General features: G+C 65.4%; 23 protein-coding genes. 11 read left to right on the top strand and 12 right to left on the bottom strand.

Annotated features, from left to right (window positions below):
* Nucleotides 1–200: 200 nt before the first annotated feature.
* Nucleotides 201–2,654, bottom strand: coding sequence for a penicillin acylase family protein (locus tag PF66_RS00605; RefSeq protein WP_054061652.1), 2,454 nt, complete (start codon nt 2,652–2,654; stop codon nt 201–203).
* Between the two features lie 140 nt (nt 2,655–2,794).
* Here PF66_RS00605 and PF66_RS00600 point away from each other — a divergent pair, with 140 nt between their 5' ends.
* Nucleotides 2,795–3,340: a cysteine hydrolase family protein gene (locus PF66_RS00600; RefSeq protein WP_054056621.1), complete on the top strand. Its 546-nt coding sequence runs from the start codon at nt 2,795–2,797 to the stop codon at nt 3,338–3,340.
* Between the two features lie 16 nt (nt 3,341–3,356).
* Here the strand turns inward: PF66_RS00600 and PF66_RS00595 are convergent, their stop codons facing one another.
* From PF66_RS00595 to PF66_RS00580, 5 genes are all read right to left on the bottom strand, one after another.
* Nucleotides 3,357–4,139, bottom strand: a complete 783-nt coding sequence (locus PF66_RS00595; protein WP_054061651.1) for an ABC transporter ATP-binding protein — start codon at nt 4,137–4,139, stop codon at nt 3,357–3,359.
* Nucleotides 4,136–5,206: a FecCD family ABC transporter permease gene (locus tag PF66_RS00590; RefSeq protein ID WP_054061650.1), complete on the bottom strand. Its 1,071-nt coding sequence runs from the start codon at nt 5,204–5,206 to the stop codon at nt 4,136–4,138. The genes PF66_RS00595 and PF66_RS00590 overlap by 4 nt, the downstream gene beginning before the upstream one ends.
* A gap of 154 nt (nt 5,207–5,360) precedes the next feature.
* Complete coding sequence (locus PF66_RS00585; protein ID WP_054061649.1) at nt 5,361–6,476, bottom strand: ABC transporter substrate-binding protein; 1,116 nt, start codon at nt 6,474–6,476, stop codon at nt 5,361–5,363.
* A gap of 28 nt (nt 6,477–6,504) precedes the next feature.
* The gene (locus PF66_RS32985) at nt 6,505–6,672 is read right to left on the bottom strand and encodes a hypothetical protein (RefSeq protein WP_160319816.1); all 168 of its coding nucleotides are present in this window, start codon (nt 6,670–6,672) and stop codon (nt 6,505–6,507) included.
* A complete protein-coding gene (locus PF66_RS00580; RefSeq protein WP_054061648.1) occupies nt 6,662–9,046 on the bottom strand; it encodes a TonB-dependent receptor in 2,385 nt (794 codons plus the stop codon). The genes PF66_RS32985 and PF66_RS00580 overlap by 11 nt, the downstream gene beginning before the upstream one ends.
* Before the next feature lie 194 nt (nt 9,047–9,240).
* Between PF66_RS00580 and PF66_RS00575 the strand changes: the two genes are divergently transcribed.
* Nucleotides 9,241–9,951 (top strand): response regulator, encoded by a 711-nt coding sequence (locus PF66_RS00575; RefSeq protein ID WP_054056626.1) that lies wholly within the window; start codon nt 9,241–9,243, stop codon nt 9,949–9,951.
* Nucleotides 9,948–11,336: an ATP-binding protein gene (locus PF66_RS00570; protein WP_054061647.1), complete on the top strand. Its 1,389-nt coding sequence runs from the start codon at nt 9,948–9,950 to the stop codon at nt 11,334–11,336. The genes PF66_RS00575 and PF66_RS00570 overlap by 4 nt, the downstream gene beginning before the upstream one ends.
* A 186-nt stretch (nt 11,337–11,522) precedes the next feature.
* On the opposite strand, the gene PF66_RS31735 is transcribed toward PF66_RS00570, so the two are convergent.
* Nucleotides 11,523–11,723: an SEC-C metal-binding domain-containing protein gene (locus PF66_RS31735; protein ID WP_037006349.1), complete on the bottom strand. Its 201-nt coding sequence runs from the start codon at nt 11,721–11,723 to the stop codon at nt 11,523–11,525.
* 7 nt (nt 11,724–11,730) lie between these two features.
* On the bottom strand, nt 11,731–12,210 hold the full coding sequence (locus PF66_RS00560) for an LEA type 2 family protein (RefSeq protein ID WP_054056629.1): 480 nt from the start codon (nt 12,208–12,210) through the stop codon (nt 11,731–11,733).
* A gap of 119 nt (nt 12,211–12,329) precedes the next feature.
* Between PF66_RS00560 and PF66_RS00555 the strand changes: the two genes are divergently transcribed.
* A complete protein-coding gene (locus tag PF66_RS00555) occupies nt 12,330–12,833 on the top strand; it encodes a hypothetical protein (protein ID WP_054056630.1) in 504 nt (167 codons plus the stop codon).
* 6 nt (nt 12,834–12,839) lie between these two features.
* Here PF66_RS00555 and PF66_RS00550 read toward each other — a convergent pair whose 3' ends face one another.
* Together PF66_RS00550 and PF66_RS00545 are read right to left on the bottom strand one after the other, a co-directional pair.
* Nucleotides 12,840–13,316, bottom strand: coding sequence for a YchJ family protein (locus PF66_RS00550; protein WP_054061646.1), 477 nt, complete (start codon nt 13,314–13,316; stop codon nt 12,840–12,842).
* A gap of 5 nt (nt 13,317–13,321) precedes the next feature.
* Nucleotides 13,322–13,819 carry a DUF6231 family protein gene (locus PF66_RS00545; protein ID WP_054061645.1) on the bottom strand — a complete coding sequence of 166 codons (498 nt, stop codon included), beginning with the start codon at nt 13,817–13,819 and terminating at the stop codon, nt 13,322–13,324.
* A 174-nt stretch (nt 13,820–13,993) separates the two neighbouring features.
* On the opposite strand from PF66_RS00545, the gene PF66_RS00540 reads away from it, so the two are divergent.
* The gene (locus PF66_RS00540) at nt 13,994–14,272 is read left to right on the top strand and encodes a DUF1145 domain-containing protein (RefSeq protein WP_054061644.1); all 279 of its coding nucleotides are present in this window, start codon (nt 13,994–13,996) and stop codon (nt 14,270–14,272) included.
* Nucleotides 14,265–15,023, top strand: coding sequence for a hypothetical protein (locus PF66_RS00535; RefSeq protein WP_054061643.1), 759 nt, complete (start codon nt 14,265–14,267; stop codon nt 15,021–15,023). Before PF66_RS00540 ends, PF66_RS00535 begins: the two co-directional genes overlap by 8 nt.
* Before the next feature lie 41 nt (nt 15,024–15,064).
* Here the strand turns inward: PF66_RS00535 and PF66_RS00530 are convergent, their stop codons facing one another.
* A complete protein-coding gene (locus PF66_RS00530) occupies nt 15,065–15,529 on the bottom strand; it encodes a CopD family protein (protein ID WP_054056635.1) in 465 nt (154 codons plus the stop codon).
* Between the two features lie 98 nt (nt 15,530–15,627).
* On the opposite strand from PF66_RS00530, the gene dinG reads away from it, so the two are divergent.
* The 5 genes from dinG (at nt 15,628) to pdxH (ending at nt 23,432) form a co-directional block, all read left to right on the top strand.
* The gene (dinG, locus tag PF66_RS00525) at nt 15,628–17,772 is read left to right on the top strand and encodes an ATP-dependent DNA helicase DinG (RefSeq protein ID WP_054056636.1); all 2,145 of its coding nucleotides are present in this window, start codon (nt 15,628–15,630) and stop codon (nt 17,770–17,772) included.
* A 138-nt stretch (nt 17,773–17,910) separates the two neighbouring features.
* Nucleotides 17,911–20,274, top strand: coding sequence for a beta-galactosidase (locus PF66_RS00520; RefSeq protein ID WP_054061642.1), 2,364 nt, complete (start codon nt 17,911–17,913; stop codon nt 20,272–20,274).
* Nucleotides 20,275–20,420: 146 nt separating this feature from the next.
* A complete protein-coding gene (locus PF66_RS00515; protein ID WP_054061641.1) occupies nt 20,421–21,566 on the top strand; it encodes a serine hydrolase domain-containing protein in 1,146 nt (381 codons plus the stop codon).
* 111 nt (nt 21,567–21,677) lie between these two features.
* Nucleotides 21,678–22,745 (top strand): OmpA family protein, encoded by a 1,068-nt coding sequence (locus tag PF66_RS00510; RefSeq protein WP_054061640.1) that lies wholly within the window; start codon nt 21,678–21,680, stop codon nt 22,743–22,745.
* Nucleotides 22,746–22,784: 39 nt separating this feature from the next.
* On the top strand, nt 22,785–23,432 hold the full coding sequence (pdxH, locus tag PF66_RS00505) for a pyridoxamine 5'-phosphate oxidase (RefSeq protein WP_054056640.1): 648 nt from the start codon (nt 22,785–22,787) through the stop codon (nt 23,430–23,432).
* Here pdxH and PF66_RS00500 read toward each other — a convergent pair.
* Nucleotides 23,429–23,662 carry a hypothetical protein gene (locus PF66_RS00500; RefSeq protein ID WP_054061639.1) on the bottom strand — a complete coding sequence of 78 codons (234 nt, stop codon included), beginning with the start codon at nt 23,660–23,662 and terminating at the stop codon, nt 23,429–23,431. The genes pdxH and PF66_RS00500 overlap by 4 nt on opposite strands.
* Nucleotides 23,663–23,754 lie beyond the last annotated feature (92 nt).

Raw genomic sequence — 23,754 nt, 5'->3', positions numbered from 1 at the left:
GCTCATCATGCCCGAAATCGGGCAGCAAAAAACTGGCGCACTCTATTGGTGCGAAAAATCCCGCAAGTGAGAACGTTCCCGGTCCTGGGGAGAGTGGCTTTGGGAGCCGGGTAGCCCGAGGGGGACCCTGCGGGCGTACTCGTGGATGAGCCGGGGGGCCGGCGATCCGGCACCCCGATATCATCCGCGAAGGGCTGGCGCTACTTGCCCGGTGTCAGGGTCAGGCGACTGCTGCCGTAGGCCTTGTCGAGGTTCTGCGGCTGCATCGGGAAACTGACGTACTGGGCCTTCAGCCAGGCATCGAGGCCATTGGCGTAGTAAGGGCTGGCCGGGTTGCCGGACTGGCCCGGGCTCTGCTGGCCGGTCATCGGTTCGAGCTGGCCGAAGTCAACGATCATCCGCACGGCCGGCGCCAGGATGGTCTCGAAGTCGCTACCGCCCCACAGGTAGGCCGTGGTGTTCAGGGTGGTGTGATCGCCACCGACCTGAACCGGGCCACGCAGGCTCTGGCCGCTGGCGTTCTTCCATTCGAGACGGTGCAGCTTGCCCCATTGCCAGGCCTTGCGGTCGCCGCCCAACTGGCTGTCGCCGGCGCTGATCGCCGCCGCCAGGCTACGGGCGAGGATCGCCGGCTTGTCTTCCTTCTGCGGGGTGCGGCTGTCATCCCAGAACGGGCTGTCTTCGCGCCCCAGCAGGTGATCGGCCTGGGCCGAGTAGGACAGCCGGCCGTTGGCGATGAAGGCCTGCCATGCCGGGCCGTTCTCCGGGCCGAGCTTGTCGAGGAAGATCTGCTTCATGCTTTCCTGCAGGAACAGCTCGTACAGCGCGGCGTCGGCCGAAACCGGGCTGAGTCTGCCATCGAACGCCATCAGCCGGCTGAGGGCTTCCCGCGCCTTGGCGCGTTCGGCCTCGGGCAGGGCGTCGATGGCCTGCTTGAGGGGCTGGGCCATGCCCGGAGCCTCGAACATCCGCTTCAGCTTGTCGGCGAAGGTGGTGCTCTGGTCGTACTGCATGGCGATGGTGCTGCGGCTGTCCTGCTTGCCGGCGCTGGCCAGTTGCGCCAGGCGTTCGCCACGCTCCGGGTAGTACCAGGAGTTGGACAACTGCATGCCGTAGCCCTTGGCCGCCGTGCGCTGGTTGGCGGTGCCGAGCCAGCCTTGCGGCGGGGTCTGGTCGTAGGGGTGGAGCATCGCGTCGGCATAACCGTCCCAGTCGAAGCGGCTGTCCCAGCCCGGCGACGGCAACAGGCCTTCGCCTTCGCGACGGTTCGGGTAGCGGCCGGTGACCTGCCAGCCGATGTTGCTGGCGTCGGCGAAGATCATGTTCAGGGCGATGGCGCGGATTTCCCGGCTGGCGTCGGAGGCTTTCTCGGCGTTCTGGGCGCGGGACAGGTCGAAGAACGCGTCGAGGCTCCTGTCGTCCTTGAGCGGCGCGGTCTGCAGGGCCAGGCCATAACCGCCGGCCAGCGGTGCATCGCCCAGGGCGCTGTTGAGCAGCGGGCCGTGGCGGGTTTCGTAGACGGTCTCGCGGATCGAGCGCTGGCCCTTGATGAAGTAGGTTTCGTTGCGCACGAGCGCCGGCAGCCATTTGCCGTCGGCTTCGTAGTACAGGGCGTTGCCCTGGCGCTTGAGCTTCTCGAGGAACAGGTCCTGGCTGTCGCCCGGTACCGCCGCCAGGCTCCAGGCGACCTTGCCGTTGAAACCGCTGAGGATGGCCGGCAGGCCGGCGACCGAGAGGCCGGCGGCCTGGTACTTGGGCGCGCGGATCTGCACGTAGTTCCAGGCGGCGCTGGCGTTGGTCGGTTGCTGCAGATCGGCGGCCAGCAGGCTCTTGCCGCTGCGGCTGCGCTGCGGGGCGATGGCCCAGTTGGTCGAGGTGCCGGCGCCGAAACCGTTCAGCGCGCTGACTTGCGCCGAAGCCTTGTCGACCGCGGCCAGCCCGGCGATCTGGCTCAGGGCCACGCCCTTGAGCTTGTCCGCCTCGGCCTGTGGCAGCGGTTCGTCGGGAGCGGTCGGGGTCAGCCAGGCGAGTTTGTCGATTCCGACTTTCTGGGCGATGACCAGCGAGGAGATCTCTTCCGGCAGGTTGGCCGACAGCTGGAAGTTCAGCAGGCAGAAAATCAGTGCGGAATCTTCCGGCTTCCAGTATTCGGGCAGGTAGCCGGTGCTGGCCAGATCCGGCGGCAGCTTGTCGCGGTAGCGGAACAGGTAGGCGTTGACGCCCCGCGCGTAGACTTCGAAGAAACGCTTGAGGCGTGGCGAGGCGGCGTTGTACAGCTCGCCGGCGCTTTTCTTCAGGTTGACCGCGCGCATGAACCGGTCGGTATCCAGGGCCTGGGCGCCGTTCATCTCGGCCAGGCGGCCCTGGGCCAGCAGGCGCAGGGTGACCATCTGGGTGATACGGTCGCTGGCGTGGACATAACCCAGGGTGAACAGGGCGTCATGGAAGCTGCTGCTTTCGATCAGCGGCATGCCCAGGCTGTTGCGGCGCACCGAAACGTTCTGTGCCAGGCCCTTGATCGGCTGCACGCCGGAGGTCGGCGGCAGGCTGTCCCGGGCGTTCCAGGATTGGCAGCCGGCCAGGCCGAGCAGGCCCGCCACGGCGGCGGCGACGCCACATTTTTTGAAGAAGAGAGGGTAGGCTGGCGAGGCCATGGCAAGGCTCCTGCGGGGGTAGCGTCAGTAAAGGCGCTACGTTAGTGAGCGGGACCAGGCCGCGCAAGACGGGGGCTGCGGTTATTTTGCGGTTTTGTGCGATCCTGGCGGTTCCTGGCGCAAGGGGAGTGAACAAGACGATGGACAGGGCGGCATTGATCGTGATCGACCAGCAGCAGGGCATCCTTGAGCCGCGGCTCGGGCCACGCAACAATCCCGCGGCCGAGGAGCGGATCGCCGAACTGCTGCAGCACTGGCGCGAGCGGGGCTGGCCGGTGGTGCATGTGCAGCATCTTTCCCGTTCGTCGGAATCGGTGTTCTGGCCCGGCCAGTCGGGCGTCGAGTTCCAGGAGCGGTTTCGGCCGTGGCCGGGGGAGTGGTTGATCCAGAAGGATGTACCGGATGCTTTCTGCGCCACCGGGCTGCAAGCCCGTTTGCAGGCCGCGGGAATCCGTGAGCTTGTGATCGTCGGCGTGGCGACCCACAACTCGGTGGAAGCGACGGCACGTACGGCGGGCAATCTTGGCTTCGCCACCCGGGTGGTCGAGGATGCGTGCTACACCTTCGACAAGGCGGATTTTTTCGGCCAGATGCGCACTGCCCAGGAGGTGCATGCCATGTCCCTGGGCAACCTGCATGGCGAGTACGCGACGGTGGTGTCCGCGGCCGAGGTGATGGAGCGCTAGGCCCCGACAGGAGGGATCAGCCCATCGCTTCATCCACCAGTATCTGCAGGGTCTGTCGCGAACAGCGCTCGATCCGTGCCTCGACGCCATAGACCTCGGCGAACAGGCGCGCATCGAGGATCGCCTGCGGCTCGCCGCTGGCGAACAGTTGCCCCTGGCGCAGGACCGCGAGGTTGTCGGCATACCGCGCGGCGAGGTTGATGTCGTGCAGCACCACCACGGCGATCAAGCGGTGTTCACGCACCAGCGACTGCACGCAGGCCATCACCTTCAACTGGTAGTTGAGGTCCAGGGCACTGGTGGGCTCGTCCAGCAGCATCACCTGCGGCCGGCGGGCGATCAGTTGCGCCAGGCTGACCAGTTGCCGCTGGCCCCCGGACAGGCTGCTCAGCCACTGGTCGGCCAGATGGGTGATACCGATGCGCCGCAAGGCGTCGAAGGCTTCATCCAGGCATTGCTGGTGCGACAGCCGGCCGACGCGCAAGGCCGCGACCACGCTTTCCATCACGCTCAGGCTCAGGCCCGGTGGCAGGTTCTGCGGCATGTAGGTGACCCGCCGGGCGCGTTCCGCCACCGACAGGCGTGCCAGGTTCTCGCCGTTCAGGCGCACCGCGCCGCTCATGCTTTCCAGGCCGGCGATGCCGCGCAGCAGGGTCGACTTGCCGGCCCCGTTGGGGCCGATCAGTGCGGTCAGCGTGCCCGGCTGCAAAGCCGGCAGGCTAAGGCCGCGGACCACCTGGCGGCGGCCGTAGCCGATCACCGCATGTTCGACCGTCAGGCCTTGTGGTTGCTCGCTCATGGTTGCCTCCCACGCTTGAATACCAGCACGACGAAGATCGGCACGCCGACCAGGGCGGTGACGATCCCCACCGGCACCACCACACCGGGCATGATCAGCTTGCTGGCGATCGACGACAGCGACAGCAGCAGGGCGCCGACCAGGGCGCTGGCCGGCAGCAGGAAACGCTGGTCCTCGCCGACCAGGATACGGGCGATGTGCGGGCCGACCAGGCCGATGAAACCGATGGTGCCGACAAAGGCCACCGCCGTCGCCGACAGCAGGCTGATGCGCAGCAGCGAGGCGAAGCGCAGGCGTTTCACATCGACACCGAAGCTCATCGCACGGTCCTCGCCCATGCGCAGCAGGGTCAGGCGCGGGGCGGCGGCGAAGGAGAAGGGCATGACCAGGGCGATCACCAGCGCCAGGATACCCAGCTTGTCCCAGTTGGCCCGGGTCACGCTGCCCAGGGTCCAGAAGATCAGCTGTTGCAATACGTCCTCGGTGGCGACCAGTTGCAGCAGCGCCACCACCGCGTTGCAACTGAAGACCAGGGCGATGCCGAACAGCACCAGGCTCTCCACCCCGGCGCCGCGCAGCCGCGACATGGCCTGCAGCAGGAACACCGAGGCGGCGGCGAAGACGAAGGCCGAGAGGGAGATCGCCGTGTTGTTCGACAGCCAGGCGGTGGTCACCGGAAACACGATCACCAGCGAGGCGCCCAGCGCCGCTGCCGACGACACGCCGAGGGTGAACGGACTGGCCAGCGGATTGTTGAGGATCGCCTGCATTTCCGCCCCGGCCAGCGACAGTGCGCAGCCGACCAGCACGGCCATCAGGGTGTAGGGCAGGCGCACGTTCCAGACGATCACCTGGTCGGTCAGGCTCAGGTGGTCGGGGTGCAGCAGGCCGTCGAGCAGCGCGGCCAGGCCCAGGCCGGAAGGACCGCTGGCCAGGTCGACGAGCATCGCGCACAGCAGGGCGCCGCCCAGCAGCACCAATAACCACAGGCGGCGCAACAGCAGGCGGCGATAACCCTGGCTGGCCGTGGCCAGGTCCAGGGGCGAAGCGTTCAGGGATGTGGTCATCACGATCAGTTGGGCCCAGGCATCGTCTCACCGCCTTGTAGGAGCGGGCTTGCTCGCGAAGCGGCCAGTGAGGCCTTCAAAAGCTTCGCGGGCAAACCCGCTCCTCCAGGGCGGTGTGGGGCCGGGAGGCCCTTTTCCTCAGGGGACAAGGCGGTTATTTGGCTTGCGCGTCGATCCAGTACGCACCCTTGAGCGGGGTGTCGAGGAACTGTTTGTTCATCGCATCCAGGGTGTCCTGCGGGTTCAACCGGGCGAACAGCTCCGGGTGAATCCACTTGGCCAGAGCTTCGATCGCCAGCAGGTTGTACGGCGAGTTGTAGAAGTCATGCCACAGGCCGTGGGCGTTGCCAGTGCGGATCGCCCGCAGGTTCTTGAACTCGGGCCGCGCCAGCACCGTGTCGAAGGCCGCGCGGGCTTCGTTCTGGCCGACCTCGGCACCGAGGACCAGGCCCGGCTTGTGGTTGCCAGTGGCGACATACAGGTCCGGATCGGCCTTGAGCGCGTACTCGACGCTGATGTCGCCGAGCGCACCCGGCACCACGCCTTCGGCGATGTTCACGCCGCCGACGGTACGGATTACTTCACCCATGCCGCTTTTGCCGGTGGTATGCCCCGGCGCCTGCCAGGCACCGGCCAGCAGTTCGAGGAAAACTTTAGGCCGCTGGCTGTCCGGCAGGTTGCCGACCTGGTCGGTGATGGCTTTCAGGTGCTGGTCGTAGAAGTCCAGGTAGGCCTTGGCTTGCGCCTGGCGACCGAGGGCCTGGCCGAGGGCGTCGAGGCTGGCGTGGGTGCCCTTGATCGGGTTGATCCGGAAGTCGACGAACAGCACCGCGACACCGGCCTTGGCCAGCACATCGGCGACCGGGCTGTGTTCGGTCGGGCCGTGGCCGGAGATGCTGAACACTGCCAGGTCGGGCTTGAGGCTGAGGATTTCCTCGGCGCTGACGCTCTGCTCCGAGGCCTGGCCGATCAACGGGATGTCCTTGACCTTCGGGAACCTGGCGGCATAGGCCGCATAGGTGTGCGGGTCGAGCAGGCGCAGGTCGTTCTGCCAGCCGACGATACGCTGGAACGGCGCCTCGCGGTCGAGCAGGGCGAAGGCGGAAATCAGCCGGCCCTCACCGAGCACCACGCGCTGGACGTGGTCCGGTACATCCACCTTGCGGCCCAGCACGTCGGTGACTTCATGGGCCGAGGCCGCCGTCGCGGGGCCAAGCAGCAGAACGGTGAACAGGGCACTCAGGCGCAACAGCGCACGGGGTTTGATCATCACGATTTCTCCAGGGGCAGGCGGCGCATCAGACGTCACTCCAGCGCCGCAACGGGGTGTGGTAAGCGCCGCTCGGTTGTCGCAGCGGCAGTTCATCGGCGTGTTGCGCACCCAGGCGCCGGATCGCCATATCCATGCCTGGCGGCAGGCTGTCTTCAGCGGTCGAACAACGGCGGGTAGAGACCTCAGAATTCATAGTCGACGCTCGCCGTCAACGTGCGGCCGGCACCGGGGATGCCGTACAGCTGGAAGCCGTCCAGCGAGGCACCGATCTGGCTGTAGTAGAACGTGTTGAACACGTTGTTGAGGTTCAGGTTGACCCGGGTTTGCGAGTTGATCCGGTATTGCGCCGCCAGGTTGTGCAGCCAGTAGCCCGGTGCCTTTTCGTCGTCCTTCACGTAGACCGCGTAGACCCCGGCCGGCCCGGTGGCATAGCTGCTGTTGTTGTTCAGGCCACCGACATACTTGTTGTCGCTGTAGCGCCGACGGCCGACGTAGTTGGCGCCGTAGCTCAGGCTCAGGTCCTCGGTGACCTGGTAGGTGGTCCACAGGTTGGCGGTCAGGTCCGGAACGTTCTTGGCCTCGGCGCCTTTGTTGGCACCCTTGGTCTGTACGCTCTTGAGGGCGGAGAAGCCGCTGTACACGGTCCATTGCGGGGTGATGTTGCCCTGCAGGCCGAGTTCGACGCCGTCGACGCGCTTGGCCGGCAGGGCCCGCACCGGTGCGGTTTCGCCGCTCTGGTATTCCCAGGAGTTTTCCAGCTCGGTGCGGAACAGCGCGGCCGTCAGGTTCACCTGGTCGTGGAGCAGGTCCCACTTGGTACCGATTTCGTAGGTCCTGGACTTGGCCGGCGAGTACTGGGTGGTGCTCGAGGCGCCGTAGATCTGGTTGTTGGTCGAGGCGCCGATTGCCGATGGTTCCGCCGCCTCGCTGTAGGAGGCATAGAGGCTGCCGTTGGGCAGTGGCTTGTAGACCACGCCGGCGCGTCCGCTCACGGCGCCGTCGCTGCTGTCGATATCGGCCTGGCCACGCTGTGTGGTCTGGGCGCGCCAGTGGTCGTAGCGCAGCGAGCCGAGCACCTGCCACTGATCGTTCAGGGTCACCGTGTCGCCGATGTAGAGGCCGGCGTTGTCGATGATCGAGCGTGGTTCGCCTTCGCCCTTGGTCACCCAGGTGCTGGCGAAGTCGTGCTGCGGATCGGCCATGTCGAAGAACATGTCGCCGGCGGGTACTTCGGCGTTGCGCTTCAGGCCACCGTAGGTCTCGTGGTACAGCTCAAGGCCGCTGACCACCGCGTGGGACACGCTGCCGGTGTTGAAGCCGAAGCTGAAGTCGGTCTGGTTGTCGAGAATAGTGTAGCGCTTGGACTGGCCGAAGTCGGAGCCGCGCAGGATGCCGTAGGCGGTATCGCCATTGGCGACATGGCCGGGGTAGGCATTGACCGTCGAGCCGGGTACCTGGCCGACCGTCCCGACGCCGGTGTAGCCCAGGGTCGCGCAGCGGGTACCGGTGCAGGTTTTCTGGCCGTTGGCGCTGGCGGCGAAGAAACGCGCCGGCGACAGTACCGCGAAGTTGTCGGTGCGTTCCCAGCGGATCTGGTTCTTCAGTTTGGCGTCGTTGTCGAAATCATGCTCCAGGCGCGCGGTCAGCGACAGGGTTTCGGTCTGCTGGGTATAGAGGCTGGAGTCGCCGTACCAGTTGGAGCGTTTCACTCCCGGCATGGTGTCGCCATGGGTGCTGCGCTGGATCGGCAGGCCGCCGTCCGGGGTGTTGTCGTCTTTCTGGTAGAACAGATCGACGAGCACCCGGGTCGGCGTGCCCAGGCCCATCCCCAGGGACGTGGCCAGGCCCCAGCGGTCGTAGTCGACATCGTCGCGCTCGGCCACCTGGTTGTAGTGGCGCATCAGGTTGATACGCACGGCGGTGGTGTCGTTCAACTCATGGTTGAGGTCTGCAGTGAGGCGGCGGTAGTTGTCGCTGCCGACGCCGACCGAGAGCTTGTTCCTGTCGCCCAGGTGGGCTTCCTTGCTGACCAGGTTGACGCTGCCGCCGACCGCCGCGATGCCCGACTCGATGGCGCCGGTGCCCTTGAACACTTCGGCCTGCTGCAGGTTGAAGGTGTCGGTACGGGTCGACATGCCGGCATCGCGTACACCGTCGACGGTCAAGCTCTGTTCCGAAGAGAAGCCGCGGATCGAGAACAGGTCGCCCCAGCCGAGGTTGCCTTCGCCGGACATGAAGGTGATGCCGGGTACGTTGCGCAGCACTTCCTGCAGGGTCTGGGCGTTCTGCTCCTTGAGCACCTGCTGCGGCACCACGGTGACGCTTTGCGGGGTGTCGAGCAGCGGCTGGCTGAGCTTGGCCGAGCTGGCGCGGTCAACCTTGAACGGCGAATTGTACTCGCCCTCGACCTTCAGGTCCGGCAGGGTCAGGACGCCAGGGGTTTCCGTCTCCCGGGCCATGGCGGGGTGCAGCGCGCCCATGGCCATCAGACCGAACACCGGTGCCAGGGTGCCGGGCAGGGACAGGGGTTGCAGGCGGGAGGCGGAGGGCTGGGGCGACGATGGCATGCGGGACAACCTGTGCTAAATTAAAATCAATCTTATTTAGATTCGGTAGTCTAAAGAGCCCGCCTCGGCGGACGGGGCGCTCTTTGTATTGGAACCGCATACAAACGCTTCTCAACACATTCCATTACATTTCATTTCTACAGGCCGAGAACTTTCGGCTATCCCGTAGCTTTTTTCGGATACGACCTTTCCTCATGAGCAAGCCAGATCACCTGTTGATCGTCGATGACGATCCGGAAATCCGTCAGTTGCTGTCCGAGTACCTGACCAACGCCGGCTATCAGACCTCCACCGCCTGCGATGGCAAGGAGATGCGCCGGCGCCTGGAACTGAATGTCATCGACCTGATCGTCCTCGACCTGATGCTGCCGGGAGAGGATGGGCTGAGCCTGTGCCGCGAACTGCGGGTGACCTCCAACATCCCGGTGATCATGCTGACCGCCCGTGGCACCCTGGTGGACCGGATCCTCGGCCTGGAACTGGGTGCCGACGATTACCTGCCCAAGCCGTTCGACCCCCGGGAGCTGCTGGTGCGGATAAAGGTGGTGTTGCGCCGGGCCCAGAGCTTTCCCGAGCGGGCACGGATCGACGATGTGCCGACCATTCGCTTCGCCGGCTGGCAACTGGATACCCGGGCCCGCCAACTGCTGTCTCCGCAGGGACTGGTGATCAGCCTGGGCAACACCGATTTCCGTGTACTGCGCCTGCTGTTGCAGCATCCCAACCGGCCGTTGAGCCGGGATTTTCTGCTCAATCACGTGTTTGAAAAAGACAGCACGCCGTTCGACCGCTCGATCGACGTGTGCATCAGCCGCCTGCGTCAGCAACTGGAGCCGAGCCTGATCAAGACGGTGCGCAACGAGGGCTACATGCTGACCGCCACCGATGTGGAACCCCAGTCGTGAGATGGTGGCCGGGTTCGCTGTTCGGTCGGCTGGTGCTGATCCTGGTGACCGGCATGCTGGCGGCGCAGATCCTCACCAGCAGCATCTGGTACGACGTGCGCCACAGCCAGGTGCTGGAGATTCCTACCCGCCTGATCGCCACCCGGCTGGCCAATATCGTCCGTCTATCGCATCTTGATCCGCAGCGTGCGGACAGCCTGATCGAGCTGATCGACTCGCCGCACTTCCACCTGACCTTGAGCGAGCAGGCCAGTGGTATTCCCAGCCGCCTGAGCGAAAAGGACCTGGATACCGAGCGGCTGCTGAACAAGGTGCTGTCGGAGAAGACCGGTTACTCGCAGACCCTGCGTCTGCTGCAACTGTCGGTGGTGGATCAGCAGGGTCAGATCGCCGGCCTGTCCACGCTGTTCGGTGCCCATCCGGCGATCGGCCGCTTCCTGATCGACCTGCGCCTGCCGGATGGCCGCTGGCTGCTGGTGGAGGCCAGGGAGGAACAGGGCTGGACCAGCACTTCGCCGCTGGACCTGCTGTTCGACTACGTGATGCGCATCTATCTGCTGCGGATCGTCGTGGTGGTGATCATTGCCCTGCTGGCGGTGCGCCTGGCGATCCGTCCGCTGAACGCCCTGGCCAAGGCCGCCGAGGCGCTGGGCCGGGACATCCGCCGACCGCCGCTGCCCCTGGACGGGCCGACCGAGGTGCGACGCGCGGCCCAGGCCTTCAACGTCATGCAACAGCAACTGATCGCCAGCATCGCCGAGCGCACCCGCTTCCTCGCGGCGATTTCCCATGACCTGCGCTCGCCGATCACCCGGCTGCGCCTGCGCACCGAACTGCTGGAGGACAACCAGGTCAAGGAGCGCTTTCGCACGGACCTGGAGGACATGGAACACATGGTTTCCAGCACCCTGGACTTCGTCAGCAGCGGGGAAGTGAATGAGGAACGCCAGAACATCGATATCAATGCCCTGCTGCGCAGCCTGCAGGCCGACCTGGAGGATATCGGCGAGCCGATCCGTGTCGAGGGCTGGGCGCAACGGCCCTTGCCCGGCTATGCCCGCAGCCTCAAGCGCTGCGTGCAGAACCTGCTGGAGAATGCGGTGCGGTATGGTCGCGAGGTGGTGGTGCGGATCGAGGACGAGTCGCCACAACTGCGGATCGTCATCAGTGATCGCGGCCCGGGTGTTCCCGAGGCGCTGCTGGAGCAGGTGGTGGAGCCTTTCTATCGGGTCGAGGGCTCGCGCAATGCGAAAACTGGCGGCTATGGCCTGGGGCTGAGTATCGCCCATACCATCGCGGCGGCCCATGGTGGCCGGATGATCTTGCGCAATCGCGAGGGCGGCGGGCTGGAGGTCACGCTGGCGTTCGAGCGGCGCGATGACTAGGTGCAAACCGCTTGGCCGTGGCACTGATCCGTGCCTGAGGGGCGAGCTGCATCACCTGTGGGGCCGGCCTGCTGGCTATCCGCCAAAGGCGGCCATTGCGCGCCTTGATGCAGCGTTCGCGAGGATGCTATCGCCAGCCAGCGGTATGCCGCCCGGCCGCCACCCACAACAGCGATGCCCGGGGTCTCAGGCGCCGTGGCACTTCTTGAATTTCTTGCCGTTACCGCATGGGCACGGGTCATTGCGGCCCACGTCCTTCAGGGCGTTGCGGACCGGCTCCTGGTGCGCGTGGTTGCAGTGCGGGCCGTGAACGTGGCCGTGATCGTGGTGCGCGTGATCATGATCGTGGTTGCAATCAGGGCCATGGACGTGAGGTTGCTGGGTCATGCTGGAATTACTCCGAAATAAGATCGCCGGGAATTATCTCGCCTTTGTGCTCCAGGTGCACGTCATAGCCGATGAATAATCCGGTTTCCAGGGTGCCTTCCAATCGATAGGGGATTGGCGTGCCGAGTTTTTCCAGGCGCTTGGCCAGCGGTTTCATGTACTGCCAGAGGTTGGTTCGCACCGGCACCACGAAAAACGCCCGGCTGTTGGGCTCCACGGTCATCCAGCGGTCGTAGTCGCCTTCGGCCAGCAGCCACTGGTCCAGATAGATCCGATAATGCAGGGCACGCACGGTCAGGGTGTTGTCATTGGGGTTGTCGAGGCGAAAGTGCAGCTTGAACTTCTGTTGCAGCAGCGTGGCCTTGACCAGTTCCACCCGGACCACGCTCAGCTCGGGGTCCCGCGGCCCGGCATCGAGCCAGGAGGTGCAGCCGGACAGCGCCAGGGCGGCCAGCAGGGCGAACGCAGCGAGTGTCCTTGGGTGCATGGCTTCCTCCTCTCGAAGCCCAGTCTAGCCGGCTACCCGCCGGTTGTGGCGGTAAAACTTCCTGGTCCATACTCAAGACCGGCCGGCAACGGACCGAGCCGGTGGACAGGAGCAGGGTCATGAGCCTTTACGAGATTGTCTTCAGTGGCGAGCTGCTTCCCGGTGCCCCCGCCGAGCAGGTGCGCAGCAACCTGGCGCGCTTGTTCCAGGCCGATGCCCAGCGCATCGAACGGCTGTTCTCCGGGCGCCGGCTGGTATTGAAGAACAACCTCGATGCGGCGGCTGCCGAAAAGTACCGTTCGACCATCGAGCGGGCCGGGGCGCGGGTCGAGGTACAGGCGATGCAGGTGGATGCGGTCGAGCCGGGCGCTGTGCCCGAGCCGGCCGGCCGTGCCCGGGTGGTACCACGTGATGCCTACATGGCTGCGTTCAGCGAGGTCGATGCACCGGACTATGCGCTTGCCGAGGTCGGCAGCGATATGCAGGACCCGAGGCCCGTGCCGGCTGCGCCGGTGTTCGACCTGTCGGCGTTCAGCGTGGCGCCGGTGGGCAGCGACATGGGCCAGATCCCGGCACCCGCCGCACCTGCGGTGCCGGACACCTCCCACCTGAAACTGTGTTGAGCGGCCTCAGCCGGCCAGGTAGCTCGAACAGCACTTCTTGTATTTCTGCCCGCTGCCGCAGGGGCAGGCGTCGTTGCGCCCGGCCTTGAGCGCCACGGTCGGGTCGATGAAGTACCAGCGTCCGCTGTTCTGCACGAAGGCGGAACGTTCGCGGTGGCTGTGTTCGCCAGCGCTGTCGTGCCAGCGTGCGGTGAAGGTGACGAAGGCATGTTCCGGCTGGCCGCCTAGCACCTCCGAACTTTCGACCTGCAGGCCCAGCCAGGTGCTTTGGGCACTCCAGTCGCCGATGGCCTGGCGGTCCAGGCCGCCCTGCTGGATCGGCAGGGTGGTCGCCACCAGGTAATCGACCAGTCCCAGCACGTAGGCGCTGTAGCGCGAGCGCATCAGCGCTTCGGCGCAGGGCGCCGGATGACCGGCGTGATAATGGCCGCAGCAGGTGTCCAGCAGGTTGCCGCTGCCGCAGGGGCAAATGGATACGCTCACGGGAGTCACCACCAGTATTTGCCGAAGTTTTCCGGGTTGGCCCAGAACTTGGCGTTGAGCCAGTCCGGCACCTGTTTGTATTCGCGCAGGTCATAGGTAAACAGCGTCAGCACCTGTTCGTCGCGCTGGAAGCGCTCGCTGCTCTGCAGGGCCAGGGCGAAGAAGTCGCTGTCCTGCCAGTCGGCGGCCGGCATGTCCACCAGCACCGCCATGCGGCTGGCATTGAGGTTGCGGATACCGCCGAGCAGTTCCCGGCCGGCACGTTTGGGCAGGTGTTCGAGGCAGTCGAGCACCAGGGCCAGGTCGAAGCGTCGTGCCGCCAGTTCCGCCGGCAGGGCACCCGGCCCGGCGAAGGCGACCTGGGTCTGCGGGTGCGCCGCCTGGAAGGCCTCGAGCGCCGGAAAGCTGCTCGCGCCAACCAGCAGCAGGGTCTGCGGGGCATAGCGGTCCAGGAGTGCGGCCAGGGCTTGCTGGGGCGTGCGGGAAGAAATGCTCTCGGTCATCGAAAATCCTCAATCAGGACTGTAAAGACTAGTGGATAGGCCGCTCTGAATCGATGAATTTCGTCGAACCGGCGGGCAAAGCTACCGTTGGAGAATAATTTCTCCAGCCCACTGGCAAATTGCCTGTGCAAGCCGTTACTGTGCGCCCAAAGAATAAATTCACGAGAGGGGCGTATGAAGGTGCTTTGGGGGTTGGGGAAAGTCCTGACGCTGCTGTTCTGGCTGGTGGTGCTGGTCAACGTGGTGAACCCGCTGATCAGTCCGTTCCGCCTGTTGGTGAGTCTGGCCGGGAGCCTGCTGTTGTTGACTCATTTGCTGGAAGTGGCGCTGTTCGACGGCAGCCTGCGCGAGCGTGCCCATCCCTGGCGTGATCGGGCGCAGATCCTGATATTCGGCATGTTCCACGTGCAGGTTCTGCCACTGCCATCCCGTGAGGAGGCCAGCCATGCGTAGTCTTTGCCTGCTGGCAGCCCTGTGCAGTCCCCTGGCGTTCGCCCAGGTCGTCAGTGTCGAGTCCCATTCCGTGTTGCGTCTGCCGGGCAATACCAGTTCCCTGCAGTTGGAACGCCTGGAGGTGGCCGACAACGGCACCCTGCTGGTTCCTGCGGGCATCACCCGTCTGGAAGTGGGTCAGTTGCACCTCGGACGCGAGGCGCGTATCGCCATCGTGCCCAGTGAGCAGGCTTTCGAGCTCAAGGCTGTACGCGCCGAACTCGACAGTGGCAGCCAGATCACCGCTCGCGGTGCTCCGGGTACCTATCAGAAGGCGCCCTTGCCTGGGCGGAACCTGAATGTACGGATCGACGCGCTGAAAGGGCCGCTGTTGTCGGTGGATGCCCGTGGCGGGACCGGCGTTCCGGGTTATGTCGGGCTCGATGGGGCCAACGGCGCGGAGCCGGGCTGCACCTGGGGCAGTGCCGGACGCGGCTCGGACGGTGACAATGGCGGAGATGGCCGCCAGGGTGCGCCGGGGGCGCAGGTCCACCTGCAGTTGCCGCGAGACTACCCGGCCGAACAGATCAAGGTTCAGGTCGATGGCGGAGCCGGTGGCCCGGCGGGAGCGGCGGGACGCCCGGGGGCGGGTGGCAAGTCCAAGGGCTGCTTCATTTATGACACGGCGGCTGGCAAGCCTGGCCGACCTGGCCTGGCTGGGCAGCCAGGGCCCCAGGGCGAGGCGGGCAGTGTCACCATCCAGCGGCTTTAGGACGCCTGAGGGGCGCCGGTCGGGCGCCCCTGCAAGCCCGTCTAGAACATCGGCCGCGCCGCGACGATCGCCACCAGCGCCAGGCCGATCAGCAGATTGACGCCCACCAGCCGCCGAATCCTTCCCAGTACCGCCGCTCCCTCGGCCCATTGCCCGGCTTCGACCGCCTTGCGCAGTTCCGGCAACTGCAACGACTGGATACGAAGAAACAGTGCCAACATCACGATGTATAGCCCCATCATGATCTGCACGTAACGTGGCGCCGTCTCGAACCCGCTGAAGCGCAGTTGCAGCAGGCCCACCCCGCTGATCGGCAGAACCGCCACCGCGATCCAGACCCAGACGAAGAACCGCTGAAACACCTGGACCCACAATTTCAGGCGGGCCGGCCCCTCCAGTGCGGCCATGGCCGCCGGGCGCAGGACCATCCAGGCGAAGAACATGCCGCCGACCCAGATCAGGGCCGCCAGCAGATGCAAGGTGTAGGCGAGAGCAAAAACGGTCATTCGGGCACTCCGTTCGGCGCGGGATGAATTAGCGGGGTATGATAGCGGCCATTCGAACCACTGAAAATTTATCCAGCGTTTTTCGCGCCCGAAGAATCATGATCAGCACCGAACTCAAAACCACGATCCAGGGCGCCTACTCGCGTTTCCTCGAAGCCAAGAGCCTCAAGCCGCGTTATGGCCAGCGGCTGATGATCGCCGAAGTGGCGAAGGTTCTCGGCGATATCGACACCGACGCCGAAGGCCGTCGCGACGGCGAGCCGGCGGTGGTGGCGGTCGAGGCCGGCACCGGTACCGGCAAGACCGTCGCCTACAGCCTGGCCGCGATCCCCACCGCCAAGGCCGCCGGCAAGCGCCTGGTGATCGCCACCGCGACCGTCGCGCTGCAGGAACAGATCGTCTACAAGGACCTGCCGGACCTGATGCGCAGCAGCGGGCTGAATTTCAGCTTCGCCCTGGCCAAGGGCCGTGGGCGCTACATGTGCCTGTCCAAGCTCGACATGCTGCTGCAGGAGGGCCATGCGCAAACCGCCACGGCCCAGTTGTTCGAGGAGGAAGGCTTCAAGATCGAGGTCGATGAGGCCAGCCAGAAGCTGTTCACCAGCATGATCGAGAAACTGGCCGGCAACAAATGGGACGGCGACCGCGACAGCTGGCCCACCGCCCTGGAGGACGCCGACTGGGCGCGGCTGACCACCGACCACAGCCAGTGCACCACCCGCCACTGCCCGAACTTCGGCCAGTGCGCCTTCTACAAGGCCCGCGAGGGCATGGGCAAGGTCGACGTGATCGTCACCAACCACGACATGGTGCTGGCCGACCTCGCCCTTGGCGGCGGCGCGGTGCTGCCGGACCCGCGTGACACCCTGTACGTGTTCGACGAAGGCCATCACCTGCCGGACAAGGCCATCGGCCATTTCGCCCACTACACCCGCCTGCGTTCGACCGCCGACTGGCTGGAACAGACTGCCAAGAACCTGACCAAGCTGCTGGCCCAGCACCCGCTGCCGGGTGACCTGGGCAAGTGGATCGAACAGGTCCCGGAGCTGGCGCGGGAGATCAAGACCCAGCAGCAGTTCATGTTCAGCGCCTGCGAGCAGTTGGCCGACTTCCGCAGCGGCGAGGACATGGAGGGCCGCGAACGGCCGCGCCATCGCTTTGTCGGTGGGGTGATCCCCGAGCACCTTCGGGAAATCGGCATCGAGCTGAAGAAGGGCTTCGCCCGTCTCAACGACCTGTTCACCCGCCTGACCGACCTGCTCAAGGAAGGCATGGACGGCGAGGTCAGCATCGGCATCACCAGCAGCCAGGCCGAGGAATGGTATCCGCTGTTCGGCAGCCTGCTGTCCCGCGCCCAGGGCAACTGGGAACTGTGGACCGCGTTCACCACCGAGGACCCCGAGGACAATCCGCCGATGGCGCGTTGGCTGACCCTGGCCGAAAGCGGTGCGCTGTTCGACATCGAGGTCAATGCCAGCCCGATCCTGGCTGCGGACATGCTGCGCCGTAACCTGTGGAACGTGGCCTACGGCGCCCTGGTGACCTCGGCGACCCTGACCGCCCTGGGCACCTTCGATCGTTTCCGCATGCGTGCAGGCCTGCCGAAGACCGCGGTGACGGCAGTGGTACCGAGCCCGTTCCATCATGCCGATGCCGGCGTGCTGCGGGTGCCGGATCTCAAGGCCGACCCCCGTGATGCCGCCGCCCATACCGCGGCGATCATCCGCGACCTGCCGGAACTGGTCGAAGGCTCCCGCGGTTCGCTGGTGCTGTTTTCCTCGCGCAAGCAGATGCAGGACGTGTTCGACGGCCTGGATCGCGACTGGCGCCGCCAGGTGTTCATCCAGGGCAACCTGTCCAAGCAGGAAACCCTCAACAAGCACAAGGCGCGGGTCGACGCTGGCGATTCCAGCGTGCTGTTCGGCCTGGCGAGCTTCGCCGAGGGGGTCGACCTGCCCGGTGCCTATTGCGAACACGTGGTGATCGCCAAGATTCCTTTCGCCGTACCGGACGATCCGGTCGAGGCGGCGCTGGCCGAGTGGATCGAGGCCCGTGGCGGCAATCCGTTCATGGAGATCGCCGTGCCGGACGCCTCGCTCAAGCTGGTGCAGGCCTGTGGCCGGCTGCTGCGCACCGAGGCGGACCGGGGGATCATCACCTTGCTCGACCGGCGCCTGGTCACTCAGCGCTACGGGAAGGCTATCCTCAATGCCTTGCCACCATTCCGGCGTGAAATATCTTGATGTGACGTAGGTTAAATCGCCTATTTCGTTGTCTATGGAGGGCGCTTTCGAGGGCCGCACGAAACTGCCCAGCCGCTTTCGTGCAGAGCCCGGCGCCACGCAGGCCGTTGACTGGCCGATAGGGAGAACTGGATTCAAATGATTCGCCGTACGCTGCCCACCGTTTTTGCTCTGCTGTTTGCCGCGCCATTGCTGGCCGCGCCTGCGGGCCAGCAGACCCTGTTCAACTTCGTTCGCCCCGCCGATGTGGTGCAGGTGGTGACCAATGGTACGGATCTGCCGCAATCCAACGCCGAACAGACAGCCGAGGGCGAGGTGCTGCGTCGCGTCACCTTCACCCCGACGGCGCAACCGAGTCTGCGTCTGACGCCCCAGAGCGGTGCGTGGGACTGGTCGCAGTCCGGGGTGATGAGCCTGCGCATCCAGAGTGCGATGGACTGGGCGCTGACGCTCAACGTGACGATCCAGAGCAACGACGGCAAGACCCTCACCAGTCGCGTCGACCTGCCGGCCGGCCCGGCACAGACCCTGCTGGTGCCGTTGCAGGCCTTTTCGCCGCTGAGCCAGGGCATGCGCGCCGGCCCACCGATGCCCCTGAGCGTGGATGGCCAGCGGGTGCTGCTGGCCAGCAGCGTCGGTGAGCTGGACCGCAAGCAGGTGGTGTCGGTGACCTTGTCGATGGACAAGCCGAAAGTGGCGCAGAACATCCTGCTGGAGCGCTTTGGCGTGCAGAACGGCGATGATGTGATCAAGGCCGCCTACAGCTCGCTGGTCGATGGCTACGGCCAGTCGAACCGCGCCAGGTGGCCGGAGAAGGTCACGTCCGATGAGCAACTCAGGAGTGCGGCCAATCGCGAGGGTCAACAGCTCAAGGGCTGGCTGGCCGAGCGTGAACGCAACGGCCTGGACAAGTTCGGTGGCTGGACCAAGGGCCCGGGCTTCGACGCCACGGGTTTTTTCCGTACCGAGAAGCATGACGGGCGCTGGTACCTGGTGACGCCGGAAGGCCATCCGTTCTATTCCCTCGGGGTCAATACGGTCAGCGCCAGCGACCAGCAGACCTATGTCGAGGGGCGTGAATGGATGTTCGGTGACCTGCCCAGGGACGGCGAGCCCCTGGCCGCCTACTACGGCCAGGGCGATAACAGCGTCGCCCTGGCCTCCAACGCCGGACGTGGATTCAACCGTGGACGCTGGTTCGACTTCTATGGTGCCAACCTGCAACGTACCTATGGCAAGCCTTGCGTCCAGCCCAAGGAGGGTGAGCCGGAGCCGCCGTGCGCCGAAGGTTTCGATGCCAAACGCTGGCAGACGCACACGCTGGACCGACTGCAGGCCTGGGGTTTCAACACCATCGGCAACTGGAGCGATCCGGCCCTGGGCCTGAACGATCGCGTGCCTTACACCCTGCCGCTGTCGATCGTCGGTGACTACGCCAGCATCAGCACCGGCAACGACTGGTGGGGCGGTATGCCCGACCCGTTCGACCCGCGCTTTGCCATGGCGACCGAGCGTGCAGTCGCCATCGCTGCCCGCGATCATCGCGACGACCCGTGGCTGGTGGGCTATTTCGCCGACAACGAGCTGGCCTGGGCCGGTCCCGGCGACGATCCGAAATCCCGCTATGCGCTGGCCTATGGCACCTTGCGCCTGACCACCGACGTGGCTGCCAAACGTGCGTTCCTCAAGCAGTTGCGCGACAAGTATCGCAACCAGCAGGGGCTGTCGAAGGCCTGGGGTGTGGATATCCCGACCTGGGAGCAGATGGAGGACCCGGGCTTCGAGGCGCCGCTGCCGAACCCGGAGCACCCGGAAATCGAGGCTGACCTCAAGTATTTCCAGAAGGTCTTTGCCGATACCTACTTCAAGACCATCTCCGATTCGCTGAAGTGGCACGCCCCCAACCACCTGCTGCTGGGCGGACGCTTTGCCGTCAGTACACCGGAGGCGGTGGCCTCCTGTGCCCAGTACTGCGATGTGCTGAGCTTCAACTTCTATACCCTGCAACCCCGCGACGGCTACGACTTCGACCAGTTGAAGGCGCTGGACAAGCCGGTGCTGATCACCGAATTCAACTTCGGCTCACGCGATCGTGGCCCGTTCTGGGGCGGGGTGACCGAGGTGGCGAAGGAAGAGGATCGTGGTCCGGCCTACGCCAACTTCATCAGGCAGGCGGTGAACGAGCCGTCCATCGTCGGTGTGCACTGGTTCCAGTATCTCGATCAGCCGGTGACCGGTCGCCTGCTCGATGGTGAAAACGGTCACTTCGGGTTGGTGGGTATCACCGACGTGCCGTTCCAGGGCTTCGTCGAGAGCGTGCGCAAGAGCAACCTGCAGGCCATTGAGCTGCTGGGCAAGGCCGCGGAGAAAGCCAAGGTCGACGCCCAGCAGAAGGCGGCCAAGGGCATCGACCACGACGACAGTGGCGGCAAGGGCCGCTCCGGCAGCGCCGGCTCGGGTGCCGCCGGGCATGCCGGCGGACACTCGGGCAACGGCCACTGATCGAAAAGACGCCCTGGGCCGACTCAGTGGCGTCTTTTCCTACAGGACGGGTGTGAGAACCGTTCGACCCGTGTCTGTTCCCAAACCCGACAATCGCTGGAACAATGCACGCACTTTGTCAGGCGTTTGCCCGGGGGAATTCAAGGGTGCAGATTCAGGGTCATTTCGAGCTTCAATTCGAGGCGGTTCGCGAGGCGTTCGCGGCCCTCTTCGACGATCCCCAGGAGCGCGGCGCCGCGCTCTGCATCCAGATCGGCGGGGAAACCGTGGTCGATCTCTGGGCCGGCACCGCCGACAAGGACGGTGCCGAGGCTTGGCACAGTGACACCATTGCCAACCTGTTCTCCTGCACCAAGACCTTTACCGCCGTCGCTGCGTTGCAACTGGTGGCCGAGGGCAAGTTGCAGCTGGACGTGCCGGTTGCCCGTTACTGGCCCGAGTTCGCCGCCGCCGGGAAAGAGCACATCACCTTGCGCCAGCTGCTTTGCCATCAGGCCGGCCTGCCGGCCCTGCGCGAGCTGCTGGCACCGGAAGCCCTCTACGACTGGCAGGTGATGGTCGATGCGCTGGCCGCCGAGGCGCCCTGGTGGACGCCCGGTGACGGCCACGGCTATGCGGCGATCACCTATGGCTGGCTGATCGGCGAGCTGTTGCGCCGGGCTGACGGCCGCGGCCCGGGCGAGTCCATCGCCGCGCGGATCGCGCGTCCGTTGGGGCTGGATTTCCATGTCGGCCTGCCGGATGAGGAATTCCACCGGGTGGCGCACATCGCCCGGGGCAAGGGCAATGTCGGTGATGCGGCGGCCCAGCGGCTGCTGCAGGTGACCATGCGCGAGCCGACGGCGATGACCACTCGTGCATTCACCAACCCTCCGTCTATCATGACCAGCACCAACAAACCGGAATGGCGGCGCATGCAGCAGCCGGCGGCCAATGGACACGGCAATGCGCGCAGCTTGGCCGGCTTCTACAGCGGCCTGCTCGATGGCAGCCTGCTGGAAGGAGAAATGCTCGACGAATTGACGCGCGAACACAGCCTGGGCATGGACCGGACCCTGCTGACCCAGACCCGTTTCGGCCTGGGCTGCATGCTGGACCAGCCGGATGTCGCCAACGCCACGTTCGGCCTCGGTGCCAGGGCTTTCGGGCATCCGGGGGCAGGGGGCTCGGTCGGCTTTGCCGATCCGGAGCATGATGTCGCCTTCGGTTTCGTCACCAACACCCTGGGCCCGTACGTTCTGATGGACCCGCGGGCCCAGAAGCTGGTACGGATTCTGGCCGGCTGTCTGTAGAATGCGTGCGCAAAGCCCCAGGTCGGAACCCTGTGGCTTTTCTGCTTTCGAAACGTCTGTTTATACGGCCCTAGGGCCCTTGTAACTACTACTTCATTTTGTGGATCTCCAATGTCATCTAACAAGTCCCTCGCCCTGGCCCTTTGCCTGACCATCACCGGTTGCGCACAAACTCTACAAGATGCAGATGGCGGCCACTGGTGGTCGTTCGGTTCTTCGGACAAGGTGGCCGAGAAGGACGCTGCCCAGGCTTCGACCGGCGCGCCCGCTCCCGCGGCGGCCAAGGACGCCAAGGCCGCAGCACCTGCCGCTGCCAAGGCTGACGAGAAGCCGGTGCCCCTGGCGACTGCCGTCGCTGCCGCGACCAACCCGACGCCTCCTGCGGAAACCCACTGGTGGTGGCCGTTTGGCGGCTCGAACAAGGCCAAGGATGCCGACCAGCCGCCGGTCAAGGCCGTGCCGATGCCTGATCCGAAAATCACCCAGGCCTGGCTCGACGACCATGAGCCGCGTCTGCGCGCCGCTATCCAGGACACTTCGCTGAAGCTGGAACGCCGCGAGAACGTGCTGGTGGTGGTGGCCCCGATCGACGGTTTCTACAATCCCAAGCGTCCGGAAATGCTGCTGCCCATCACCCTTGGCCCGTTCTCCAAGGTTGCCAAGGCAGTCGAGTCCGACCCGCAAACCGCAGTACTGGTGCTGGGCCATGGTGACAACGTCCTGGGTACCGAAGCTGCCCAGTCCCTGAGCCAGCAACGTGCCCAGTCCATCGCGGCGATCTTCCGCCTCAGCGGCCTGCAGCGTGATCGCCTGATCCTGCGCGGCATGGGTTCGGTGATGCCACGTGCGGCCAACGACAGCAATGAAGGGCGTGCGCTGAACCGTCGCATGGAAATCATCCTGACTCCGCAGAACACTATGGTGGCCTTGCTGAGCAAGTACAGCATCCCGGCTCCGGCTCCAGTGCCGGCGACCATGGTCGCCGCCCAGGACGTCAAGCCTGCGGCAGCGGCTCCGGCAGCCAAGAAACCGGCTTCAGCCGCCAAGGGCAAGGCCGCCGCGGCCAAGAAAGCTCCGGCCAAGGCTCCGGCGAAAAAGGCTCCGGCCAAGAAAGCTGCGCCAGCCAAGGCGACTGTGGCGAAGAAAGACGCGGCAGCCGACAGCTCGGCCAAGAACTGATTCGCGACCGACCGATCCTGGATTGAAAAGGAAAGCGCCATGACCCAAGCCCTGGCCGATATGCGCCGCGACTACACCCGCGATGGCCTCACCGAGGCCCAGGCCCCGGCCGAGCCGTTCGCGCTGTTCCACCAGTGGTTCGCCGAGGCGGTGAAGACCGAACAGGCACCGGTGGAGGCCAACGCCATGACCCTGGCGACCGTCGACGAGGACGGTCGGCCACATTGCCGCATCCTGTTGCTCAAGGGCCTGGACGAACAAGGTTTTACCTTCTTCACCAACTACGAGAGCGACAAGGGCCGGCACCTGGCGGCGCGGCCGTTCGCGGCCATGACGTTCTTCTGGCCGACCCTGGAGCGCCAGGTGCGGATCGAGGGGCGGGTGGTCAAGGTCTCGCCAGAGGAATCGGATGCCTACTTCCAGGTGCGCCCGCTGGGTAGCCGCCTGGGGGCCTGGGCGTCACCGCAAAGCCGGGTGATCGCCGACCGTGCGGAACTGGAAGGCCTGCTTCAGGCCACCCAGGCCCGGTTCAGCGATACCCAGCCGCATTGTCCGGAGCACTGGGGCGGTTATCGCCTGCTGCCGGAACGCATCGAGTTCTGGCAGGGCCGTGCCAGCCGCCTGCATGACCGCCTCGACTATCGCCTGGCGGGCAATGGCTGGACGCGTTCGCGCCTGGCTCCCTAACCCGGAAACTCTGCAGCGGCGGCTTCCAGCCAACGCTGCAGATCCCGCCGCTTGACCTTCTGCTTCCTGGCATCCTCGAGACGCTGCAGCATGAACTTTTTTCGTGCCTCGTTGTCTCCCGCAAGAGATAATGCGAGGTCACGATCCATCCAACGTCTGGTTTTCACATACAGCCGCCCGTGGAAATACAAACCGGCGGCAGTGGTGATGGCGATGATGAAGTAATCCATGACGGTCCTTGTGGCAGGCGGGGCGGGCGTTTTGAAAGCGCGCTACCCTGTGCCCGTTTCTGATGTGCGCCGAGTCTGTACTGGCGCTGAAT

This window comes from Pseudomonas asplenii (assembly GCF_001293465.1).
Classification (GTDB): Bacteria; Pseudomonadota; Gammaproteobacteria; order Pseudomonadales; family Pseudomonadaceae; genus Aquipseudomonas; species Aquipseudomonas fuscovaginae_B.
Note: the sequence above shows the minus strand (reverse complement) of the source record. Positions and strands in the feature narration are given on the sequence as shown.